Here is an 18,382-nt window from a genome sequence, read left to right on the forward strand (position 1 = left end):
ACATGGCCGAAGAGTTCCGATTCGATGAGATTGGGGGCGATGGCCGAACAATCGAACACGACAAACGGCTTGTCTTTCCGGAGGGAATTGTCGTGGATGGCCCGCGCCACAAGTTCCTTCCCCGTTCCCGTTTCCCCCTCGATGATCACGGTGGCGAGGCTGGGAGAGATTTTTTCCAGCACCCCGAAAATCTGGCGCATCTTGCGGCTCTTTCCCGCCATCTCGCCGAAGAAATTGTTTTTTGACGGTTCGATTTCCACCTTTTCGTCGAATGTCTGGAATTTGATTTTGGTGTTGCCCACCGTGATGATGTCGCCGGGGGAGAGAAAGGCCTCCTTCACCTTCATGTCGTTGATGAAGGTGCCGTTGGTGGAGTTCAGATCGCGCAGAAGATAGCTGTCGGAGGTGGCCTCGATTTCCATGTGATTCCGGGAAACGGTCTTGTCGTTAACGACGATGTCGTTTTCGTTTTTTTTGCCGACACGGATGATTTTTTTCCGGCCGAGGTCGAACTTGATGTGGAGACTTGGGCCTTCGATAACGACGAGCTGGCATCGGCGGAGCGAAATGAGATCGCGCGTCTCCGAGGCGGGAAGCAGTTCTGTTTTCGTCTCAAAGTCTTTAAATTTTTCTTCCATACTCCTCCTGTTTATCTTTGTAGCGGCGCCATGATCTCCGTATAATTCTTGCTTGTTTGGACGCTTTTTGTCCAGCTTTTATACCCCGGCATGGAGACGAGAATGGTATGTGTCTGATCCTTTCTCAAGTTCCGGACCACAATGGGGGTCACCCCCGATTTTTGTCCATCCACCACCACCGAGGCGCCGCGGGGGCTTGAATCGATCCGGATGCTGGCCAGCGGCCCAAAGGTGTCGCCCGTCTCGCGGCCGGAAGGGGAGAGCGTCGGTGTTGCCGGCAGGGCCGGTGTTGGTGTGGGTGTTTTTTTTGATGTTGGTGTTGTCTTTGTTGTTGTTGTTGTCTTTGTTGTTGTTGGAACGGGAGGTTCCGTTCGAGGTTCCGTTTTGATTTCCGGTTTGACGATGAGGTCGATGGGAGCCGGCTTTATTGCCTCGATAGCAGGGGCCTCCACAGGAGTTGAGACAACCTCGCCCGGTTTCTTCAAGACCGCTTCCAGTGTTGCCGAGACCGACAGATAAGTCTCGCCGGAAAAATCGGCCTCTTTTTCCCACGGTTTGAATCCCTCCTTTTCAAGGCGGAGTTGGTGGGTTTGATCCAGCTCCAAGTCGCCGATTGTGAATGGGGTCTCCTCGCCCGTGTCCTTGCCGTCGAGAATAATGCGGGCCCCCGAAGGTTCTGAAGTCACCTCGATTTCGCCGACAACCGGCGGAGGGGAGGGTTCGGGTTCAGGTTCGGGCGTCCGCGGGAAAAAATACCAGACAAGACCTCCGGCAACGGCCAGCGCCGTCAGAAGATACGGCCAAATCCGCTTTTTCCTTTTTATCGATTTGATCAGCTCCCTGGTGGTGATCACCGGTTCACCCGCGGGATGTTTCAGGTCGGCCGGCCGGGCCCAGTCTTCCGGTTTGGTCGTTGGGGCCAGAATTTCCTCATCCGGGCCCCCCAGGGCGGGTCGCCCCCCCAGGGCGGGTCGCCCCCCCAGGGCGGGTCGCCCCCCCAGGCCGGATCGGCCCCCTTCCGACATTTCCCGGTGGACGATGCTTTCCTCTTTGATGCCGGCGGGCATGACCGGCCGGGTATCGCCTGCGGGCGGTGCCGGTTCCCCAAGTTTTTTTCGTTTTGCCTTCAACTCGGGGGCGAACCATTTTTTAATCAGGTTGGCCAGTTGTTTGGGCGAGAAGTCGACATACTGCGAGTAGAGCGCCCGGGTCAGCGCAATTTGAAAGTCGCCCGCCGTCTGATACCGCTCCGCGGGGTTGAAGGCCAGCGCCTTGGCGACAATGGGGCCGGCTTCGGCGGAAATTTTTTCGGAAAGCGCCGCCTCGGTGATGCGGGTGGTCTGAATGACCTTAAGCACCTCGATCTGCGTTTCCCCCGTAAAAAGCCGCTCTCCGGCGAGCATCTCGTAGAGGATGATGCCGGCGGAAAAGATGTCGGTTCGCGCGTCCACAGGCTTCCCCAGCGCCTGTTCCGAGGACATGTAGGTGACTTTGCCCTTCAGGATGCCGGCGGTCGTGTGGGAAATGTTGAGGGCCGCCTTGGCGATGCCGAAGTCGACGATTTTTGTCTCTCCTTCGAAAGAAATAAGGATGTTTTGCGGGCTGATGTCGCGGTGGACGATGCCCAGCGGCTGGTTGTGCTCGTCGCGCCGGCTGTGGGCGTAATCGAGCCCCTTGCATATTTCGGAGGCGATATAAAGGCAGACCGGGACGGGGATTTCTTCGTTCAGTTCCTTGCCGCGGTTCATCAGTTCGCGCAGGTTGAAGCCGTCGATGTATTCCATCGAGATGTAGTAGTCGTCCCCCATTTTTCCCAAGTCGTAGATCTGGACGATGTTGGTGTGCGAAAGGCGGACCGCCAGCTTGGCCTCGTCGGTCAACATGGAGATGAACTCCTTGTCGGCGGAGTAGTGGGGGAGGATTTTCTTGATGGCCAGCTGTTTTTCAAAGCCGTCGACGCCGAAGGTTTTGGCCTTGTAGATCTCGGCCATTCCGCCCACGGCCAGCTTGTCGGTCAAAAAATATTTTCCAAACGGTTTTGGTTCGAATGAAGACATTTGGTAGAGAAACTCTAACGAATCAGCAGGTAACCTCCGATAATAAGAAGGATCATCAGAACCGCCACCCCGTACACAAGGAGCATTTCAGGGCGCAAAGGATCGGGCGTCACATTTTTTTTGACGGTTGCCTCTTCCGCCGGGACGGATGTTTTTTTCGATTCTCCGGCGATTTTTTTTTCTTCCTCGCGGAAAAGTTCCGGATTGGCGGGAACGGTGATATAGAGAATATCGTTGTGCAAGACCTGCTCTTCGGGAATCCGGTCGCCCGGCTGAAGATTTTTTATTTTCAGGCCGGTCGCCCGAGAAATGGAGACGAAGGCGGGGCTGATGTTCCCGCCCCCTTTGAGCTCCACGTCCACGCGCAAAAGCGAGGGATCGGTCTTCAGATTGATTTTGCGAAAAACAATCGCGCCGATTTCATCCCTTGCGACCTGAATCCCCCTCTTCCAAAGACGGCTCTTGTCGAAGAGGAGCTCCCAGTCGGTTTTTTCGCCAAAGGCCTGAAAGGCGTCCTTGCTTGCGTCGTGCCCCGACTGACGATCCTTTTGGGTTTCGGTGAATGACTGGACTTTCCAGTATTCGAATCGGTCGGTCTTATCGATACGTTCTACTACCACGCCACGATTCTATGAGGGGAGTAACAAAAATTCAAGGTAATTAAGGGATGACATTGCGATAGCGGAGCTTCAAACCGATGTCGCTTAATGCGCCGGAGATGACTGTTTCCAGAAAGATGAGAACAATGATGACCACCATCGGTGTCCAGTCGATGCCGGTTTTATAGAGAAAGGAGGGGAGAAAGCGGCGGACGCGCGAGAAGACCGGTTCGGTGGCCTGATAGAGAAAATTGACGATCGGGTTATAGGGGTCGGGGCGGACCCACGAAACAATCACGGCGCCGGCGACAAGAAAGGTGTAGATGCCGACGATGAGGCTTATCACCTTGGACAGGGCGATGAAGATGAGGCCGAGGAATGACATATTAAAAATTTCGTAGCTTTCGGGCGCGTCGCGTCGCCGCGACAACGCATTGTTGCACAATACTTCCAAATTTTTTCCGCTTCAACACTTTTAATCCCGCCTCGGTGGTGCCTCCCTTTGAAGCGACTTTTTGAATCAGAGAGGCCGGGTTTTCGCCGCTCTGTTTAAGAAGGGCGGCGGAGCCGGCCAATGTCTGCACCGTCAAGGCGCGGGCAAGGTCCTCCGAAAGCCCCGCTTTTTTGCCGCCCTGGATGAGGGCATCCGCAAATCGGCAAACAAAGGCGGGGCCGCTTCCGGAGAGGCCGGTGACGGCGTCGAGCGCCTTTTCGCTTTTGACCTCGAAGGCAATCCCCGCGGCGCCGAAAATTTTTTGCGTTATCTTGCGGTCAGCCGCGTGGCAATTCCGGTTGGCGAAATAGGCGGTGGCTCCCATGCCGACTGTCGCCGGCGTGTTGGGCATCGATCGGATTATTTTGCATTGTCTCCCGAGGCCCTTTTCAAAAAAACGGATATCCAGCCCGGCGGCAATCGAAAGGATCAGGTGACGTCGCGACAATTTGGGTCTTATCTGGCCCAATAGTTCCTTCATCTGCTGAGGTTTGACTGAGAGAAGGATCATATCGGCGCGGCGGATCGCCTCAACAGCCGACGAGGAGGTTTGAATCCGGTATTTTCGTCGGATTAATTGAAGGCGTTTGGTGTTGACATCGAAGCCGATAATCCGGCCGGGACGGAGGAGTTTTTTGGCCAACACTCCCGCGATAAGCGCCTCCGCCATGTTTCCGGTGCCTAATATTGCCAATTTCATTTCTCTCGTTCTCCAAAAATAGCCGTTCCCACACGGATATAAGTTGCCCCTTCCTCAATGGCAACTTCAAAATCGTGGCTCATTCCCATGGAGAGTTCGGTGAGTTCGCTTTTATAGACCTTTTTTGCGTTGATTTCATCCCGGAGCTTCCTTAGTTCGATAAAAAAGGGGCGTGATTTTTCGGGATCGTCAAAGAGGGGAGGGAGGGCCATCAGTCCGGTGACCAGGAGATGATCGAGGCCAGACAGGTCTTTCAAAAGCGGCGCCGCCTCGTCCGGGGCGACGCCCGTTTTGGACTCCTCGCCCCCAATGTTTATCTCCAAAAGACATTTTTGGACCAGATTTTTTTCCGCCGCCCGCTTTTCAATTTCATGCGCCAGCGGAAACGAGTCGAGTGAATGAATGAGGATTGCCTTTCCGACTATCTCTTTTACCTTGCGCCGCTGGATGTGTCCCACGAAGTGCCATGGAATCTGCAAAGGGAGAAGCGCCCGGTATTTTTCCAAAAATTCCTGGACATAATTCTCGCCGAAGGTTTTTTGCCCGGCCTGATGTGCCTCACCGATCATTTCCGCCGGTTTGGCCTTGGAGACGGCGACCAAACGAATTTTATTCGGGTCCCGCCTGGAGCGTTTTGCCGCCGTAACGGCCTGTTTGAGCACATCGGTGATATTTTTCCGGATATCGCTCATGAACTCAGATCAGAATTGCCTTGCCGAAACCAGGGTGCTACAAGATTCGTATGGCTACCGGCAGGGCCGACAAGGCATATGCACTTGGTACTGTTGAGGCGTCAGAACGCCTCATTCATGAACTCTATATTGACCTTAAACAAAAGGTCAACAAGTGGGCGTCTCTCACCCGGCAAACTGCCCAAGCTCGTATGGGTTACGTCGGACAACACCTTGTCAGCGTCGCCACTGGATTCCCCGGCGGACGTTCGGGGGCGCGGGGAAAAGACCTGGTTTTGCCAAACAGCCGGTATGCTGAAATCAAAACATGTTACCGTGTTGACCAGCTCGGGAAATGTGGCGATTGCGGAGGTGCGGTTTCCAGCCTTGAGACAGCATGTCCGGAATGTTCCTCTGGAAACATTGAGCGGAAGGACGATTCCAAGTGGCTGATTGGCATCAGGCACGATGATGAGTTTGCGCACATTCTCGACCCCGCTTCATACTACCTCGTCCTCTTTGACTTCACGGACTTGGCGAAACCCACAACAATACGCGCCTCGATCTGGAGAGTTGATTCCCTGAATCCTGGCTTCGCCTACTGTCTTGTTGACTACTACTTCAATATTCGCAAGGCTTCCAAGTCGAAAGCCCCATTCAACCTTTGGCCTTTTCAACTGAAGTTCGACTTGATGAAGCCGCTTCTGATCTATCGTTCTTTGATCAGCGCGGACAACACCATCACCACCGAGGTTTTCCCAAGCCGCGACAAGGCCGTGAGCCATCCCCTGAAACCATTGCCCGAGTATTCCCAATCACAGAACCTGACCGCTGATAAGTGCAAGGCGGTGGCTCGACTGCTCAAGGCGAAAATCTCTAACGCCGGGAGCAAACGCGAGATTCTAGCCGAATTGCAGACGCACATTACACACAGGTGCCTGCCCCAAGCACGAGTTGCGGACGCACTCGCGTATGCACTGTATTGGCCCCATATCAAGGAACATACAAGCGCACTGCCCCAGCCCCTGCGCCAGAATATCGAAAACGCCAGACGCTCAATCGTTGTCTAACTCAGCCGCGAGTATCGTCTGCCTGAACATGATCCTGTTCAGTTCGGCAAATTTCTCTGCTTCCCGTCGCGCAAGATCTGCCAGTTCCTTCAAGGTTTTATCCGGTTTGACAACCCGCTCGTCAACGGTCAGGTTCAAAACATCGTCAGGGTATAGGTGCGCCGTCTGTCCCCGAATCATCGCTTGGATCTCTTTCATGACGGAGGGTAGTCGCAAGTACGCCAAGAGAACGAATGGATCAACTTTCTCCTCATCCGGTCTCAGAAGCATTACCTCGCCGACGAACGATGCCTTGCTTCCTACTTCTGGCGGGATGGCCGTCACGATGTCGACTTTCTTGGCAATGTAGACGGGCGAGTGCGCGGCGGCAGTCAGGAGAATGTCTCCTGTTCGGAGATACCGTTCGCCGCTGTTGTTCACCCGATACACACCCGGATCAACGAAGTTCCGGTCTCTGGGACTCCAATCGATCCCGTTGCCCGTTAAGTTGCCGACTTTCACGACAAACAACCCCTCAGGGGTGTAACTGGCTCGGGGAGGCGTGCGCCCACAAGTAACGGTTTTCAATATTTCGCTGAGGCACACCGTCTTGTTTCTTGCGATGCGTTTCGCCAACAATTCAGGTAGCCGCGAAAAGGTTTCTGTCTTTGGCACCGCAACGGTCAGCGAGCATGTTGCCACATCCTTCTGACTGGAGATGCTCTCCGCGAGATGTTTTGCCAGATCATTCAACTGACTGCCGTCTCGCCTGCGTCCAGTGCTGTCATAGCCGACATTCGACACGTTTGACACACAGATACGAACATTTGCCTTTCGGTCTTCGCTCCCGGCATACTTTCGGGCAAAAAGAACAACTGTTGTCGTTTGTGTTCCGGTGGCCTGAAATGTCTCTGAAGGCAGAGACACAATCGCCTGGACATAACCGTATTGATCAAAGGCGCGACGCGCCACATCAAGGGAGCCATTTGTTACCACGCTTCGAGGCAGAACTATGGCCAACGTTCCTCCCGGTGAAAGACTACGCAAGCACAACTCCAAGAATAACACTTCACTTGGCACCCTCCTTGCCCCCCCAGAAGCAAGCATCCGTGCCGATTCATAAACCGACATGTCGAGGCCCCTGTCATCTATGTTCACGCCGAAAGGGGGATTGGTGAATATCGCGTCGCACGTGTTCTGTTTTATTGTGCCCCTTGCCAGCGAATCGGCCAGTTGCGAGCGGAAGACACACCGGCGCGTGTGGTGCAGGTTCAGTTCGGCCAGCAGGAGCATTCGAGGGTTCTTGTCGATGCCAAAGACAGTGAAGTCGGCTTTCTTCGCGTCGTATGCCGTGCCTTTTTGCCTCTGCCAATGCTTCAACACCTCAATTAGGAAAGTGGCGGTTCCACACGCGGGATCGCAGACCTTATCGCCAGGACGCGGAGACACAAAATCAACCATCATCCTGGCCACTTCATCCGGTGTGAGAAATATTCCCAATGCTTTCCTTGTGTGTGCCGCAAGAAATTCACGAAGGGCCGCACTCCGAAGGTCGAAGGGAATGCTACTGAATTGGAGAGGCTGAAAGAGATCGTGCAATGCGATGAGACACTTGTCCGAAAGCCGGAATCGAGCATCCTTCCACAAGTCAGTGGCGCCCTGTCCCATTTCCTGAAAGTGGTCGGCAAATACCTTGCGCAATGTGTCGGCTTGCTCTGCCTGCACGCTTGAAAGCCCATCACTTCCCATTAGCGTGAACGGACTTGACGGATTCAAACCATGTTTTTCAAGCGTTTCCTTCAGTGAAATGTACTTGAGTAGTTCATCGAATGCCTCTTGAGGCTGGAGCCCGTCAACATTTCTCATCAGATCATGGGCGCGGCGATAGATTCCGCTCAGCACATGAACATTAAATGAAACGTGATCCAGGTCATCAGACTGTGCAGGCATAGCGGGCGCCGCCAGAGTAGCCTCGTATGTTGAGGCGGGTTTTCTAACCGGTTTTTCCGTCGTCTCGTGGCTCTGTGCATAGTCACGAATTGCCGAGGTTTCTGAGGCCGTAAACACTCGCCAACCGTGTTTATCGCGCTTCGGCTCTCTGATGGATCCCTGTTTCATCCAGCGAAGAATCGTGTCTTTTGACACTCCGACACTCGTAGCGACCTCAGCCGTAGTTCTTGCTGTAGTGTTCATATCGTGCATATATGTAGGATTTGTTCCCGCATTGCAAGCACGATTTTTACCGGACAAAGGAAGAGAATACGCGCGCCCCCGCGAAAACGAGGACGAGGAGGCGGGCGGAACGAACCGGGCGGCGACAGCCGCCTCGGCGGCTTGGCGGAGGACTTGGATGAGGTTGGATTGAATATCCACCGTTTCAGATAATCAGCCGTTTTGTCTCGCGGATAAAATAATCTTTTACTTTTTGCCATGAAACCTTTTTGAACATTTTCGGCATTTCATTCTTTTCGGCGTCGGCAAAATAGGTCAGCGCCTTGAGCAGATGCACCCGATTCGCATTAAAGGATTCATATTTTTTCTGAAAACCGGCAATCGCGTCCTGAAGGCTCAAACCCGCAAGGCCGAGGAAATAGAGATCGACAAAGTCTCTTTTGACCCCTCTTCCCGATATCGCCTCGATTTTCATGGCCGCGATATCTTTAAGACCCGCCAGGGACACGTCGTGGAATGACAATGGAGTTTCCAGCATGGGGTAGTTGTATTGAAAAAAACTGACCATCACCTGATTAAGAAAACCGACAACAGTATGTTCTCTTTCATGTGTCGCCCGGAAGTCGCCCATTTTTTGGAGGGTATCGATTACACGGCGATATTTGAACGTTTCCCGCGTGAAAAAATCGAGATCGACAGATAGTCGATGACCGATTTGTAGGGCCAGAGCGGTGCCGCCTGCGAGATAAAACCGTGTAAAACAGGGCTCCCGACCAATCTCTTTTAAAATGGCGAGTGAGGCAGGAGTAACGGCTTGTTCAAACATTTCACCCTTTCTTCAGGGATGCCGAAATAGAGCGCCCAGAAATTCCCGGATAATTTGCTTAAGCCGCGGGCGGTGACGGCCACCTGCCGGATCGTCTTCCGGTCGTATTTTTCAAACATCCAATGCAACGCCTCTTCGTCGCCGAACTCCAACAGACGCTCGATGACATATCGTTTGCCGGCGACCACATCCATTTTTTTTGGATCGATGTCCCAAAAATAAGGATAAAAAGCCTTAGGCAGTCTTTTCGAAGCATTTTTCACTTTTATAACATACCGTCATATCTCCCGAAATTCAATGGGAATCCATTTTTCCCGCCAGCCCGTTTCCGATTGTCTGAAACGAAAAGATCGTCAGAAAGATAAACAACGACGGGAAAAGAATCAAATGGGGGTAAAACCCGAGGGCCTGATACCCCTCAGAGGCGAGCGTCCCCCAGCTGGAATAGGGCGGAGCCAAACCGAGGCCGATGAACGAAAGGGTCGATTCCGCCAATATGACCGCCGGGATTTTAAACAGAAGGGTGACGACAATCGGGTCGCGTGTTTGAGGAATCAGGTGTCGAAGAAGAATTCTCCATCTTGGCAGACCCAGGGCCTGCGCCGATTCGACAAACGGCAGTTCCTTGTATTTCAGAATCTCCCCCCGGACAATCCGCGCCACACTCACCCATCCCAAAGACGAGAGGGTGATGAGGAGGCCCCAGAAATTCCGGCCCAAAAAAAGTCCCAGCAGGATATAAAAAAGGAGATCGGGAATCGAATAAAGAACGTCCAGAATGCGCATGAGAATCTGGTCCATTTTTCCGCCGACAAAACCGGAAAGGCTCCCATAAAAAATTCCAAAAAGGGCGGAGATGGTCGTCGCCAGCAGGGCGCAGGCCAGCGAAATCCGGGCGCCATAAAGCACTCTTGCCAAAAGATCACGCCCCAGCTCGTCGGTCCCGAACCAGAACTCATGCGTCGGTGTCATCAGAAGGAACTGTGGAAATTGCCGGTCGAAGCCGTGCGGCGTCAGGATTTTTGGAAAAAGGGCGCAGAGGAAGAGAAGGAGGAGAAAAAGGGAGCATATAGAGACAAATTTGTGACGAAGCATTTATTGTTTGTTTGTAACTGCTTTTACCCTAAGCCCTAAACCCTAAGCCCTAGCCCCTGCTTTTTCTCATCCTCGGATCGAGCCAGAGATACCCCACATCGACCATCCAGTTTAAAAAAATAAGGATCGACGCGTAGAACAGCGTGATCCCCATCACCAGAAAATAGTCGCGGTCGATCACCGCCGTCACAAAATGGCGCCCCAGACCGGGGATGGAAAAGATGGTTTCGACGACAAACGAACCGGTAATCAGCGCGGCTGTCATCGGACCCATCACCGTCAGTATCGGCGTGGCGGCGTTCTTGAGCGCGTGTTTGAGCAAAATGGCGGCCTCCGGCACCCCTTTGGCGCGAGCGGTTTTCACGTAATCCTGCCGGAGTTGCGACAAAACGCCGGCGCGGGTGAGCTGGGCAAAGTAGGCCAGCGGCACCAGCGCCAGCGTCAGAACGGGCAGAAGGGAGGAGCGAATCCCTTCCCAGAGCGCCGGGGGGAGACACTTCAGCCAGAAGGAAAAAATCATGATCAGCAAGACCGCTTTGACAAAACTGGGGAGGGACAAAACCACCGGACCGGCAAGCTTTAAAAACCGGTCAATCAAACCCTCCGGCCGAGCGGCGGCCTTAAGTCCGGCCAATACGCCAAAAACAAGGGCGAGGCTTAAGGCCCCTGCCGCCAGTTCCATCGAGGGGACAACCGCCTTGGCGATAATCTCCACAACATCCCGGTCGCGGAATTTAAGCGAAGGGCCCAGTTCCCCTTTTTTAAGATATGAAAGATAGGCTTTCAGGTCGCCTGCAAACCAGATCCAGAAATTTTGATCGCCCCTCTGTGTCAGTCCATATTTTTGATAGAGATTTTGTTTGATCTCCGGGGGGAACTCCCGCTCCTGATCAAACGGCCCTCCGGGAATCAGATGAAGAAGAAGGAAGGTGAGAATCAGAACGCTGAAAAGCGTGAGGAGGCTGATCAAGAGGCGCTTTATCAATGAAGACGCCATGATTTTGTACACTATGCCAAGTCATTCCGTAAGCAAGAAAAATTCTCTCTCTATTTCATAATTTCTTCCAATATTGCAGGCAAAGGCCGTCGCTCTCGGTGCTTTCGCACCCGCAGTGGATCTCGTCCGGGTAATAGTCCCCGTAGCCTTTTTCGATATCGCAGGTGCACGTAACCCGGATGGTTGGCTGACCGACCGAGTTCTGGAAGCGGACGTCGAAGTCGAATGTCTCGTCGGGATAGATATCCGCTGTAAAGGCCAAACCGTCCCCTTGCGTCTCGAAGTCAATCACGTCGCCATGCGAATAGCCGCGGATGGTGGCGGGAAAATTATACTCGCACGGGTCGCCGACATCGTAATAGTCGTAATCGTAATCCATCGCCTGCCAGGTACCGAGGAACGCCGCACCGTGGACTCGCTCGTAGTCCTCGACAACGATGACCCCGCCTGCGGTGTCGTTGTCTTCTCCGTCGTTTGTCCCTTCCCCCTGTTCGCCCGGCGTGCCGCCGTCATCACTGCTGTCGTTTTCATCGCTGTCACCGTCGCCTTGACCGCTTTGTGGAGCGTCTTTGGAGGAGCGTCAAAATTGAAAAACGGAAATTTTAAAGAAAGAAAAAAAGAAGCAAAAAAAGAAAGAAAGAAAAGGACGGGGGAAGAGATTGGGACCTTGGTGGGTCCCATCTCTTTCCCTTAATCAAACAACAAGAAAAAACTGTCTAGACAATGGGGTCCACCTTATATTCACTTTTCACTTTTGAGCCAATCGAAAATCGGGCCAGGTCTTTATCCTATCCGGGAACGGTTTATTTTTTTGAATGGTCCCTATGCGGCTTTGGAAAAACTGATTTTTGGCCGAATCCCCAGGCTGGCGAGAATTCTCAACAGCAAGTCTGTTGAAACTTGATGAGTATTTCGATTCAGAATGGCGGTCATGCGCGTTCGCGACGTGCCGGCCAATTTGGCGACATGGGCATGGGTAAGACCGCTTTTTTCGACAATTTCGACGATCTTGCCGTTTAAATCACTGCGGATTTCCATTTCGACACCGTCGGCCGGAGAAAGACCAAGAACCTTTGCAAGTTCAGCGGCATTTCTTGCAATGATGGCTTTATGTTTCTTCATGGAGCATCTCCTTTAGTCGTTTTCTCGCAAGGCCAATATCATGATCGGGTATTTTTTGCGTCTTTTTCACAAAAGCATGGAATATCAGAATTCCTCTCGACGATTTCTTGTAATAAAAAGTTCTATAGATTCCGGAAGCATCTTTGATCCTTAATTCTTCTACGCCCAGTGCAACAGCGGGCACCGGTTTTGAAAGCGGCATCGACAGATTGTACCCTTTTTGCAACTCAAGGATCGCCTTTCCGACCTCCTTGCGCACATCATCCGGAAAGGTCTTTATCACCTCTCTTGCTTTGACATGAAAAATCGCCTGTTTCATAAGTAGTGTCTCATATCCGAGACATAGATGTCAATCGTAAAACCTGCGGTCATACATTGCATACATTGTTGGAAAACATGGGGTCAAGCTTTACATTATTTAGGAACGCAGAAAAATCAGCCGATGAAGGAGGATACGTCGTTTATATTCCGGCTTTACCTGGATGCGTGACCCAGGGCGATACCTTCGAGGAAGCTCAACGAATGGCGCGCGATGCCGTTAAAGGTTACCTGGAGGTATTAAAGGAAGAGCACTCTTCGGAGCATTCTCAAGATGGCCGACATCAGTGTGGAAGAATTCCGTCGGCTTCTTGGTCATTGATATAAAGGGCCGGGGCCAGTTGCTTCGGATTTCAGATTTACCCTCTTATAATACATAAAATCCATCGGAATGAGAGGAAACGGTTTCAGTTTCTCCTTCACCAGCACATTTTGCATCGGGATGAAAAGGGGAATGATGACCGCTTCCTCTTCCAGAAGCATTTTTTGCGCCTTGTCATATACGGCCTTGCGCTTTTGTTCATCCTTTTCGACGGACCCTTGCGCAATCAGGCTGTCGAACTCGGCGCTTTTCCAGTGCGTATGGTTGTTGCCCGAGGTGGAGGTGAAGAGATTCATAAAATTGTCCGGGTCGGGATAGTCGGCCCCCCAGCCGAGGCGAAAGAGGCCGGGGGGATCGGTTTTTAAGAGTGAGAGGTAGCTTTTCCATTCCTGGTTGTCGAGGTTCACGTCAATTCCCAGATTTTTTTTCCATTGCGCCTGCGCCCATTCGGCGATTTTTTTGTTCACGGGGTCCGAATTGAAGGTCAGCGTGAATTGCAAACGACGCGGGTCCTGTCCCAAAAGTTCCCGCGCCTTTTCGGGATCGAATTTCAATCCGATCCCCTCCTCAAACCCGAACATCCCCGGCGGAATCCACGAATCGACCGGCTGTTCGCCCCCTTTGAGAATATTCGGGATCTCCCGCTTGTCGAGGCTCATGGCCAAAGCCCGACGAACGCGGGGATCGTCAAAGGGCTTCTTTGTTATGTTGAATCCATAATAATACCCGCGCAGTTTGGGGACGCTCATCAAGTCCGGACTGTTCTTATAATATGGAAGGGCCACCGGCGGAGGGCCGGCGATATCCAAAAGATTCTGCTCGTAGAGGGAAAGGCTGGTTGCAGGGTCGCTGACAAGAAAAATCGTCAGGCGGTCAAACGATGGTTGTGGGTTTCCTCCATAATGAGGGTTTACTCCCAGTTTCAGCCGGTATTCATGCCACCATTCTTCAAGCACAAACGGCCCGCAGGTGACGATATTTTCCGGGTCGGTCCACCGGCGCTGTTTTTCCACGATGTCTTGTCTCAAGGGATAAGTTACCATAAAGGTGGTGATGGCCGGAAAAAAGACAATCGGCTGATTCAGCCGCACCCTTAACGTCAGATCGTCAATCACTTCGATCCCTACCCGATTTTCGTCTTTGAGTTTCCCGCGGTTGAATTCCCTTGCGCCGATGATGTCGAAAAGAAAATAGGCGTACTCCGCGGCGGTTTCCGGTTTGAGAAGCCTCAACCACGAATAACGGAAATCCCGGGCCGTCACCGGTTTTCCATCCGACCACCGGTAATTGGGGTCGAGATGAAAGACATACGTTTTTCCTTCCTCCCTGATTTCCCAGCTTTTTGCCGCCGCCGGGATCGGGTTTAAGTTTTGATCAAACTGCGTTAAGCCCTCCATCAGCTGATTGAGAATCTGATAGCTTACATTGTCGGTGGCGAGGTTCCAATCAAGCGTCGGCGGTTCGGTGGAGAGGGAAATTCGGATTTCTTTTTGTAGATCGTAAATGGCGGATCGTGGATCGTGGGTGGAACAATTGAATAAAATGACCGTGAGCAGGCTTGAGAGAACCACCCGGTTCAACATGAGGTTCATTGTACATGGATTAAGACAGGTGCCAAGAAAAGAGAGCGCTATTCCAGATGTTTCAGAACGAGATTCCTCTCCGGGTTATGGAGATAGAGCCCGTCCGGCTGATGGCTGACCGTGTAGGTGCCGTTTAGATAGCGGCACTTGTTTTTGCCGCGGAAGGTGACCGTTTTTTTCTTCTCGCCGGCGCTCCATCTCCCGGAGCAAAGATGGATGTAGTCCTGGTTGTCGAAGGCGGGAAAAAAGAGAAATTCATTATCGTCCTCAACATAAAGGGTTCCGCGGTCATGCTTGGGGAGGTCCACGTGAAAGCGGTTGGTCATCAAGTCTCTGATCCTTTCGCCGGAGAAGGCCGGAAGCGCAAACCCAAGGGTTGCAACGAAGAAGAAAATTGGAGCCAGAAGATTCATCAATGGTTCATATTGTAGCTAAAATAAGGCCCGATGCAAAGCTTAAAGATTTAAGGAGGGAAAAAAATTCTTTGAATCTTCAACGGCTTCATGTTAGCGGCCGGATGCAAGCGAGCAATCTGGCTTTGCCAGTTGCGAGCGGGGTTTGGGGCCATGTGAGGCCCGAAACCTCATGACGCGAGTAGCAACAAACGGGCCGAACGGGCCCCAAGTAAAATGATGCAGAGCAATTTAAGCATTGCCGCCCTTTGCGAACAGGTCCTTCTCCGAAAGGAGGCGCAACTCTCGGAGCATGGGGCGATTGTGACCTCGACCGGCAAATACACCGGCCGGTCTCCCAACGACAAATTTATCGTCAAAGAGCCCTCCAGCGAGGCGAATGTGGGATGGGGAAAGGTCAATCGGCCGTTCGATCCGCAAAAATTCGATCTCCTCCACCAAAAGATGCTCGATTACATGAAAGGGAAAGAGCTGTTCATCCAGGATTGTTTCGCGGGCGCCTCCGCCGAACATCGCCTTCCCATCCGCGTGATCACGGAATTTGCCTGGCACAGCCTCTTTGCCCGCAATATGTTTATCGTCCCGAAGACCGCGGAGGAGGCAAAAAACCATGCCCCGCAATTTACGGTCATCGCCCTGCCGAATTTTTTGGCCGAGCCCGCCAAAGACGGGACGAATTCCGAGGCGTTCATTCTCCTCCATTTCGGCAAAAGGCTTGTGCTGATTGGCGGCACGCACTATGCCGGTGAAATCAAGAAATCGATCTTTACCGTCCTTAATTACCTGCTTCCCCTCAAGAATGTTCTTTCGATGCACTGCTCGGCCAACATCGGACCGGAGGGCGATACGGCCGTTTTTTTCGGCCTTTCCGGCACCGGGAAGACAACTCTTTCAGCCGATCCCGAACGGAATCTCATCGGTGACGACGAGCATGGGTGGGGCGACCATGGGGTTTTCAATTTTGAGGGAGGCTGTTACGCGAAGGTGATTAATCTTTCTGAAAAAGCGGAGCCCGAAATTTACGCCTGCACCCACCGTTTCGGGACGATTTTGGAAAATGTGGTGATGGACCCCGTTCTCCGCCGGATCAACCTCGACGACGGAAGCCTGACCGAAAACACCCGCGCCTCGTATCCGCTGGAATTCATCCCGAACGCCCGGCTTGATGGAATTGGGGGGCATCCCAAGAACGTGATCATGCTCACCTGCGATTCCTTCGGCATCCTCCCTCCGGCGGCCCGGTTGACCCCGGCGCAGGCGATGTACCATTTTCTTTCCGGATATACCGCCCGGGTGGCCGGCACCGAACGGGGCGTCAGGGAACCGCAGGCGACCTTTTCCGCCTGTTTTGGCGCCCCCTTCATGGCGCTTCGCCCCTCGGTCTATGCCAAACTTTTGGGCGAAAAAATCAATCGCCACAATGTTTCCTGCTGGCTTGTCAACACCGGCTGGACCGGCGGGCCGTATGGCGTGGGACAGCGCTTTTCCATCGCCGATTCACGCGCGTTGGTGAAAGCGGCGCTTTCAGGCGCATTGTTGAAGGCGCCGATGGTGAAAGATCCTTATTTTGGCTTTGAAGTTCCCACCCAATGCCCCGGCGTTTCGTCCCAATCCATTCTTAATCCCAAGGCCTCATGGTCGAGCCCTTCGGCCTACGACGAAAAGGCGAAACATCTTGTCGGATTATTTCAAGCCAATTTTAAGGAGTTTGAGGGAGATGTGACGGAGGAGATTCGGCAAGCGGGGCCGGTTGATTCACCAAATCCAGACAGGTGATCTCCGGCCGCGATAACAGCCGCGCCTTGAAGATGTATCCCAGCCCGCGGTTCACATAAAGCCATTTTTGGCTCAACCGATGCAATCCGCGGCGGAGGTGCCTCCTTTCCACCGGCACCGCCAGAGGCCCGATGAAGGGGAAACTGATCTGCCCCCCATGGACATGCCCCGAAAGCATCAGGTCGAAATGGAGATTTTCCATTTTGCTCAAACCGTCCGGATTGTGGCAGAGAAGGATGGTCGGGACGGCCTCGCGGGTCAAGAGCTTGTCGGGCTGAAAATGCGGGGTCCAATAATCCCCCACGCCGATGACCTCCAGACAATCATTTCCCTTTTGCATTTTCACCCGTTCATTGTGCAAAACGCGGATGCCTCTTTTTTCGAAATGATGGATCACCTCCTCGTGATCGATGGGGTCGGTGGGGGGATGCCCCTTGTGGCAGACGCCGTAATCGTGGTTTCCCAAAACCGCAAAGAGGCCGTTTTTGGCCTTAAGGCCGGATAGCAACTGGGCCAGGGGACGGATGTATTTTGAGTCCCACTGAAGAAAATCGCCGGTCAAGGCCACGATGTCGGGCTTTAGGTTGTTGATCTTGTCGATGCACTTTTTCAAAAACGACACTGAATCGTTGGTCGGCCCGAAATGAAGATCGCTGATCTGGACGATGCGGAACAAATTGAACGATCGCGGCAGTTTCCTGATGGGAATCTTTAAGTGCGAAATTTTTACCAGCCGCGGCTCAATTACATGAGCATAGAGGCCGATAATGGGGAAGAAAAGAACGATAAAGACCGAAACGATCCATTGAACCGGTTTTTTCTGGTAGAGGATCCGAAAAAATTCTTTGACTCGAATATGTCTCATAGAAGTTTTAACTTCTTCAACCACGGCAACAGCGCCTCCAGCGGGAGGCCGATCACGTTTGTTACCGATCCCTCGATTTTTTCCACATACTTTTGTCCCAGCCCCTGCGCGGCATAGGCACCCGCCTTGTCAAACGGCTCCCCCGTTGCCAAATACTCCCTTATTTCGCCGTCGGAGAGCGCCTTAAGCGTCACCCGCGATGAAACTGCCTCCTCACAGACAATTCTATCAGGAAGTTCCGCGATCGCAAAGGCGGTAATCACCTCGTGAGTCCGCCCCCCCAGGGCGCGCCAGAAGGCGATAGTCTCCTCTTCATGACGCGGCTTGCCATAAATTTTTCCGTTCATCACCACGATCGTGTCGGCGCCAAGAGAGTAGAGGGGTCGGTCTTTTTCCGGTTTTTTCCCCTTCAGAACTATTGTTGCCTTCTGTACAGCCAGTCTTTTGGCGCATTCGGACGGCGTCTCACCTGTTCTAACCGCTTCATCGACATCGGCCGGAAAGACCTCAAAGTGAAGCCCCAGTTCCTTGAGCAAAAAAGACCTCCGGGGAGAGGCCGAGGCCAGAATCAGTTTTTTAATTTTATTGTCGATTATCGTCATTTTCGTTATTCTTCTAACTTTAGATGATTTTTGATGAAAGTGAAATTTCTAAATGCAAATCCCCCCTCGCCCCCCTTTTCCAAA

Annotated in this window: 21 protein-coding genes; 4 read left to right on the forward strand and 17 right to left on the reverse strand. The window is 52.8% G+C overall.

Annotation, left to right across the window (positions count from 1 at the left end; all coding sequences use genetic code 11):
• Positions 1–649: 649 nt before the first annotated feature.
• The 5 genes from HYU99_01920 to HYU99_01940 are packed head-to-tail and all read right to left on the reverse strand — an operon-like array spanning position 650 to position 5,179.
• A complete protein-coding gene (locus HYU99_01920) occupies positions 650–2,695 on the reverse strand; it encodes a serine/threonine protein kinase (protein MBI2339109.1) in 2,046 nt (681 codons plus the stop codon).
• A gap of 14 nt (positions 2,696–2,709) precedes the next feature.
• A complete protein-coding gene (locus HYU99_01925; protein MBI2339110.1) occupies positions 2,710–3,315 on the reverse strand; it encodes a hypothetical protein in 606 nt (201 codons plus the stop codon).
• Positions 3,316–3,355: 40 nt separating this feature from the next.
• On the reverse strand, positions 3,356–3,679 hold the full coding sequence (locus tag HYU99_01930; protein ID MBI2339111.1) for a YggT family protein: 324 nt from the start codon (positions 3,677–3,679) through the stop codon (positions 3,356–3,358).
• 1 nt (position 3,680) lies between these two features.
• Positions 3,681–4,487: a pyrroline-5-carboxylate reductase gene (locus HYU99_01935; GenBank protein ID MBI2339112.1), complete on the reverse strand. Its 807-nt coding sequence runs from the start codon at positions 4,485–4,487 to the stop codon at positions 3,681–3,683.
• The gene (locus HYU99_01940; protein MBI2339113.1) at positions 4,484–5,179 is read right to left on the reverse strand and encodes a YggS family pyridoxal phosphate-dependent enzyme; all 696 of its coding nucleotides are present in this window, start codon (positions 5,177–5,179) and stop codon (positions 4,484–4,486) included. Before HYU99_01940 ends, HYU99_01935 begins: the two co-directional genes overlap by 4 nt.
• Positions 5,180–5,229: 50 nt before the next feature.
• Between HYU99_01940 and HYU99_01945 the strand changes: the two genes are divergently transcribed.
• Complete coding sequence (locus HYU99_01945) at positions 5,230–6,228, forward strand: MamI family restriction endonuclease (protein MBI2339114.1); 999 nt, start codon at positions 5,230–5,232, stop codon at positions 6,226–6,228.
• Here HYU99_01945 and HYU99_01950 read toward each other — a convergent pair.
• The 6 genes from HYU99_01950 to HYU99_01975 all read right to left on the reverse strand — a co-directional run bounded on the left by HYU99_01950 (position 6,214) and on the right by HYU99_01975 (position 11,676).
• Positions 6,214–8,073 (reverse strand): N-6 DNA methylase, encoded by a 1,860-nt coding sequence (locus HYU99_01950; protein MBI2339115.1) that lies wholly within the window; start codon positions 8,071–8,073, stop codon positions 6,214–6,216. The two genes, HYU99_01945 and HYU99_01950, sit on opposite strands and share 15 nt — an antisense overlap.
• A gap of 511 nt (positions 8,074–8,584) precedes the next feature.
• Positions 8,585–9,205 (reverse strand): nucleotidyl transferase AbiEii/AbiGii toxin family protein, encoded by a 621-nt coding sequence (locus HYU99_01955; GenBank protein MBI2339116.1) that lies wholly within the window; start codon positions 9,203–9,205, stop codon positions 8,585–8,587.
• Positions 9,163–9,468, reverse strand: a complete 306-nt coding sequence (locus tag HYU99_01960; protein MBI2339117.1) for a hypothetical protein — start codon at positions 9,466–9,468, stop codon at positions 9,163–9,165. The genes HYU99_01955 and HYU99_01960 overlap by 43 nt, the downstream gene beginning before the upstream one ends.
• Before the next feature lie 31 nt (positions 9,469–9,499).
• Complete coding sequence (locus tag HYU99_01965) at positions 9,500–10,300, reverse strand: ABC transporter permease (protein MBI2339118.1); 801 nt, start codon at positions 10,298–10,300, stop codon at positions 9,500–9,502.
• 49 nt (positions 10,301–10,349) lie between these two features.
• Positions 10,350–11,297: an ABC transporter permease gene (locus HYU99_01970; protein ID MBI2339119.1), complete on the reverse strand. Its 948-nt coding sequence runs from the start codon at positions 11,295–11,297 to the stop codon at positions 10,350–10,352.
• A gap of 55 nt (positions 11,298–11,352) precedes the next feature.
• Complete coding sequence (locus tag HYU99_01975; GenBank protein ID MBI2339120.1) at positions 11,353–11,676, reverse strand: hypothetical protein; 324 nt, start codon at positions 11,674–11,676, stop codon at positions 11,353–11,355.
• A 30-nt stretch (positions 11,677–11,706) separates the two neighbouring features.
• On the opposite strand from HYU99_01975, the gene HYU99_01980 reads away from it, so the two are divergent.
• Positions 11,707–11,991: a hypothetical protein gene (locus HYU99_01980; protein ID MBI2339121.1), complete on the forward strand. Its 285-nt coding sequence runs from the start codon at positions 11,707–11,709 to the stop codon at positions 11,989–11,991.
• Positions 11,992–12,119: 128 nt separating this feature from the next.
• On the opposite strand, the gene HYU99_01985 is transcribed toward HYU99_01980, so the two are convergent.
• On the reverse strand, positions 12,120–12,419 hold the full coding sequence (locus HYU99_01985; GenBank protein MBI2339122.1) for an XRE family transcriptional regulator: 300 nt from the start codon (positions 12,417–12,419) through the stop codon (positions 12,120–12,122).
• Positions 12,406–12,738, reverse strand: coding sequence for a type II toxin-antitoxin system RelE/ParE family toxin (locus HYU99_01990; protein ID MBI2339123.1), 333 nt, complete (start codon positions 12,736–12,738; stop codon positions 12,406–12,408). The genes HYU99_01985 and HYU99_01990 overlap by 14 nt, the downstream gene beginning before the upstream one ends.
• Positions 12,739–12,815: 77 nt before the next feature.
• On the opposite strand from HYU99_01990, the gene HYU99_01995 reads away from it, so the two are divergent.
• Positions 12,816–13,064, forward strand: a complete 249-nt coding sequence (locus tag HYU99_01995) for a type II toxin-antitoxin system HicB family antitoxin (GenBank protein ID MBI2339124.1) — start codon at positions 12,816–12,818, stop codon at positions 13,062–13,064.
• Here HYU99_01995 and HYU99_02000 read toward each other — a convergent pair.
• On the reverse strand, positions 13,053–14,651 hold the full coding sequence (locus HYU99_02000) for a peptide ABC transporter substrate-binding protein (protein ID MBI2339125.1): 1,599 nt from the start codon (positions 14,649–14,651) through the stop codon (positions 13,053–13,055). The two genes, HYU99_01995 and HYU99_02000, sit on opposite strands and share 12 nt — an antisense overlap.
• 38 nt (positions 14,652–14,689) lie before the next feature.
• Positions 14,690–15,055, reverse strand: a complete 366-nt coding sequence (locus tag HYU99_02005; protein MBI2339126.1) for a hypothetical protein — start codon at positions 15,053–15,055, stop codon at positions 14,690–14,692.
• A gap of 216 nt (positions 15,056–15,271) precedes the next feature.
• On the opposite strand from HYU99_02005, the gene HYU99_02010 reads away from it, so the two are divergent.
• Positions 15,272–16,831: a phosphoenolpyruvate carboxykinase gene (locus HYU99_02010; protein ID MBI2339127.1), complete on the forward strand. Its 1,560-nt coding sequence runs from the start codon at positions 15,272–15,274 to the stop codon at positions 16,829–16,831.
• Here the strand turns inward: HYU99_02010 and HYU99_02015 are convergent.
• Both HYU99_02015 and maf read right to left on the reverse strand, forming a co-directional pair.
• Positions 16,755–17,696, reverse strand: coding sequence for a metallophosphoesterase (locus tag HYU99_02015; protein ID MBI2339128.1), 942 nt, complete (start codon positions 17,694–17,696; stop codon positions 16,755–16,757). The two genes, HYU99_02010 and HYU99_02015, sit on opposite strands and share 77 nt — an antisense overlap.
• On the reverse strand, positions 17,693–18,289 hold the full coding sequence (maf, locus tag HYU99_02020; protein ID MBI2339129.1) for a septum formation protein Maf: 597 nt from the start codon (positions 18,287–18,289) through the stop codon (positions 17,693–17,695). Before maf ends, HYU99_02015 begins: the two co-directional genes overlap by 4 nt.
• Between the last annotated feature and the right edge of the window lie 93 nt (positions 18,290–18,382).

It is taken from the genome of Deltaproteobacteria bacterium, assembly GCA_016183175.1.
Taxonomy (GTDB): Bacteria; UBA10199; UBA10199; order UBA10199; family SBBF01; genus JACPFC01.

What these genes read in the sequence shown, in the direction of transcription:
- HYU99_01940 (MBI2339113.1), bottom strand. Translation starts at nt 5,179, where the DNA reads ATGAGCGATATCCGGAAAAATATCACCGATGTGCTCAAACAGGCCGTT.
- HYU99_01945 (MBI2339114.1), top strand. Translation starts at nt 5,230, where the DNA reads ATGGCTACCGGCAGGGCCGACAAGGCATATGCACTTGGTACTGTTGAG.
- HYU99_01985 (MBI2339122.1), bottom strand. Translation starts at nt 12,419, where the DNA reads ATGAAGAAACATAAAGCCATCATTGCAAGAAATGCCGCTGAACTTGCA.
- HYU99_01970 (MBI2339119.1), bottom strand. Translation starts at nt 11,297, where the DNA reads ATGGCGTCTTCATTGATAAAGCGCCTCTTGATCAGCCTCCTCACGCTT.
- HYU99_01965 (MBI2339118.1), bottom strand. Translation starts at nt 10,300, where the DNA reads ATGCTTCGTCACAAATTTGTCTCTATATGCTCCCTTTTTCTCCTCCTT.
- HYU99_01955 (MBI2339116.1), bottom strand. Translation starts at nt 9,205, where the DNA reads ATGTTTGAACAAGCCGTTACTCCTGCCTCACTCGCCATTTTAAAAGAG.
- HYU99_01930 (MBI2339111.1), bottom strand. Translation starts at nt 3,679, where the DNA reads ATGTCATTCCTCGGCCTCATCTTCATCGCCCTGTCCAAGGTGATAAGC.
- HYU99_01990 (MBI2339123.1), bottom strand. Translation starts at nt 12,738, where the DNA reads ATGAAACAGGCGATTTTTCATGTCAAAGCAAGAGAGGTGATAAAGACC.
- HYU99_01975 (MBI2339120.1), bottom strand. Translation starts at nt 11,676, where the DNA reads ATGGATTACGATTACGACTATTACGATGTCGGCGACCCGTGCGAGTAT.
- HYU99_01995 (MBI2339124.1), top strand. Translation starts at nt 12,816, where the DNA reads ATGGGGTCAAGCTTTACATTATTTAGGAACGCAGAAAAATCAGCCGAT.
- HYU99_01920 (MBI2339109.1), bottom strand. Translation starts at nt 2,695, where the DNA reads ATGTCTTCATTCGAACCAAAACCGTTTGGAAAATATTTTTTGACCGAC.
- HYU99_02000 (MBI2339125.1), bottom strand. Translation starts at nt 14,651, where the DNA reads ATGAACCTCATGTTGAACCGGGTGGTTCTCTCAAGCCTGCTCACGGTC.
- HYU99_02015 (MBI2339128.1), bottom strand. Translation starts at nt 17,696, where the DNA reads ATGAGACATATTCGAGTCAAAGAATTTTTTCGGATCCTCTACCAGAAA.
- HYU99_02005 (MBI2339126.1), bottom strand. Translation starts at nt 15,055, where the DNA reads ATGAATCTTCTGGCTCCAATTTTCTTCTTCGTTGCAACCCTTGGGTTT.
- HYU99_02010 (MBI2339127.1), top strand. Translation starts at nt 15,272, where the DNA reads ATGATGCAGAGCAATTTAAGCATTGCCGCCCTTTGCGAACAGGTCCTT.
- HYU99_01935 (MBI2339112.1), bottom strand. Translation starts at nt 4,487, where the DNA reads ATGAAATTGGCAATATTAGGCACCGGAAACATGGCGGAGGCGCTTATC.
- HYU99_01950 (MBI2339115.1), bottom strand. Translation starts at nt 8,073, where the DNA reads ATGAGAAATGTTGACGGGCTCCAGCCTCAAGAGGCATTCGATGAACTA.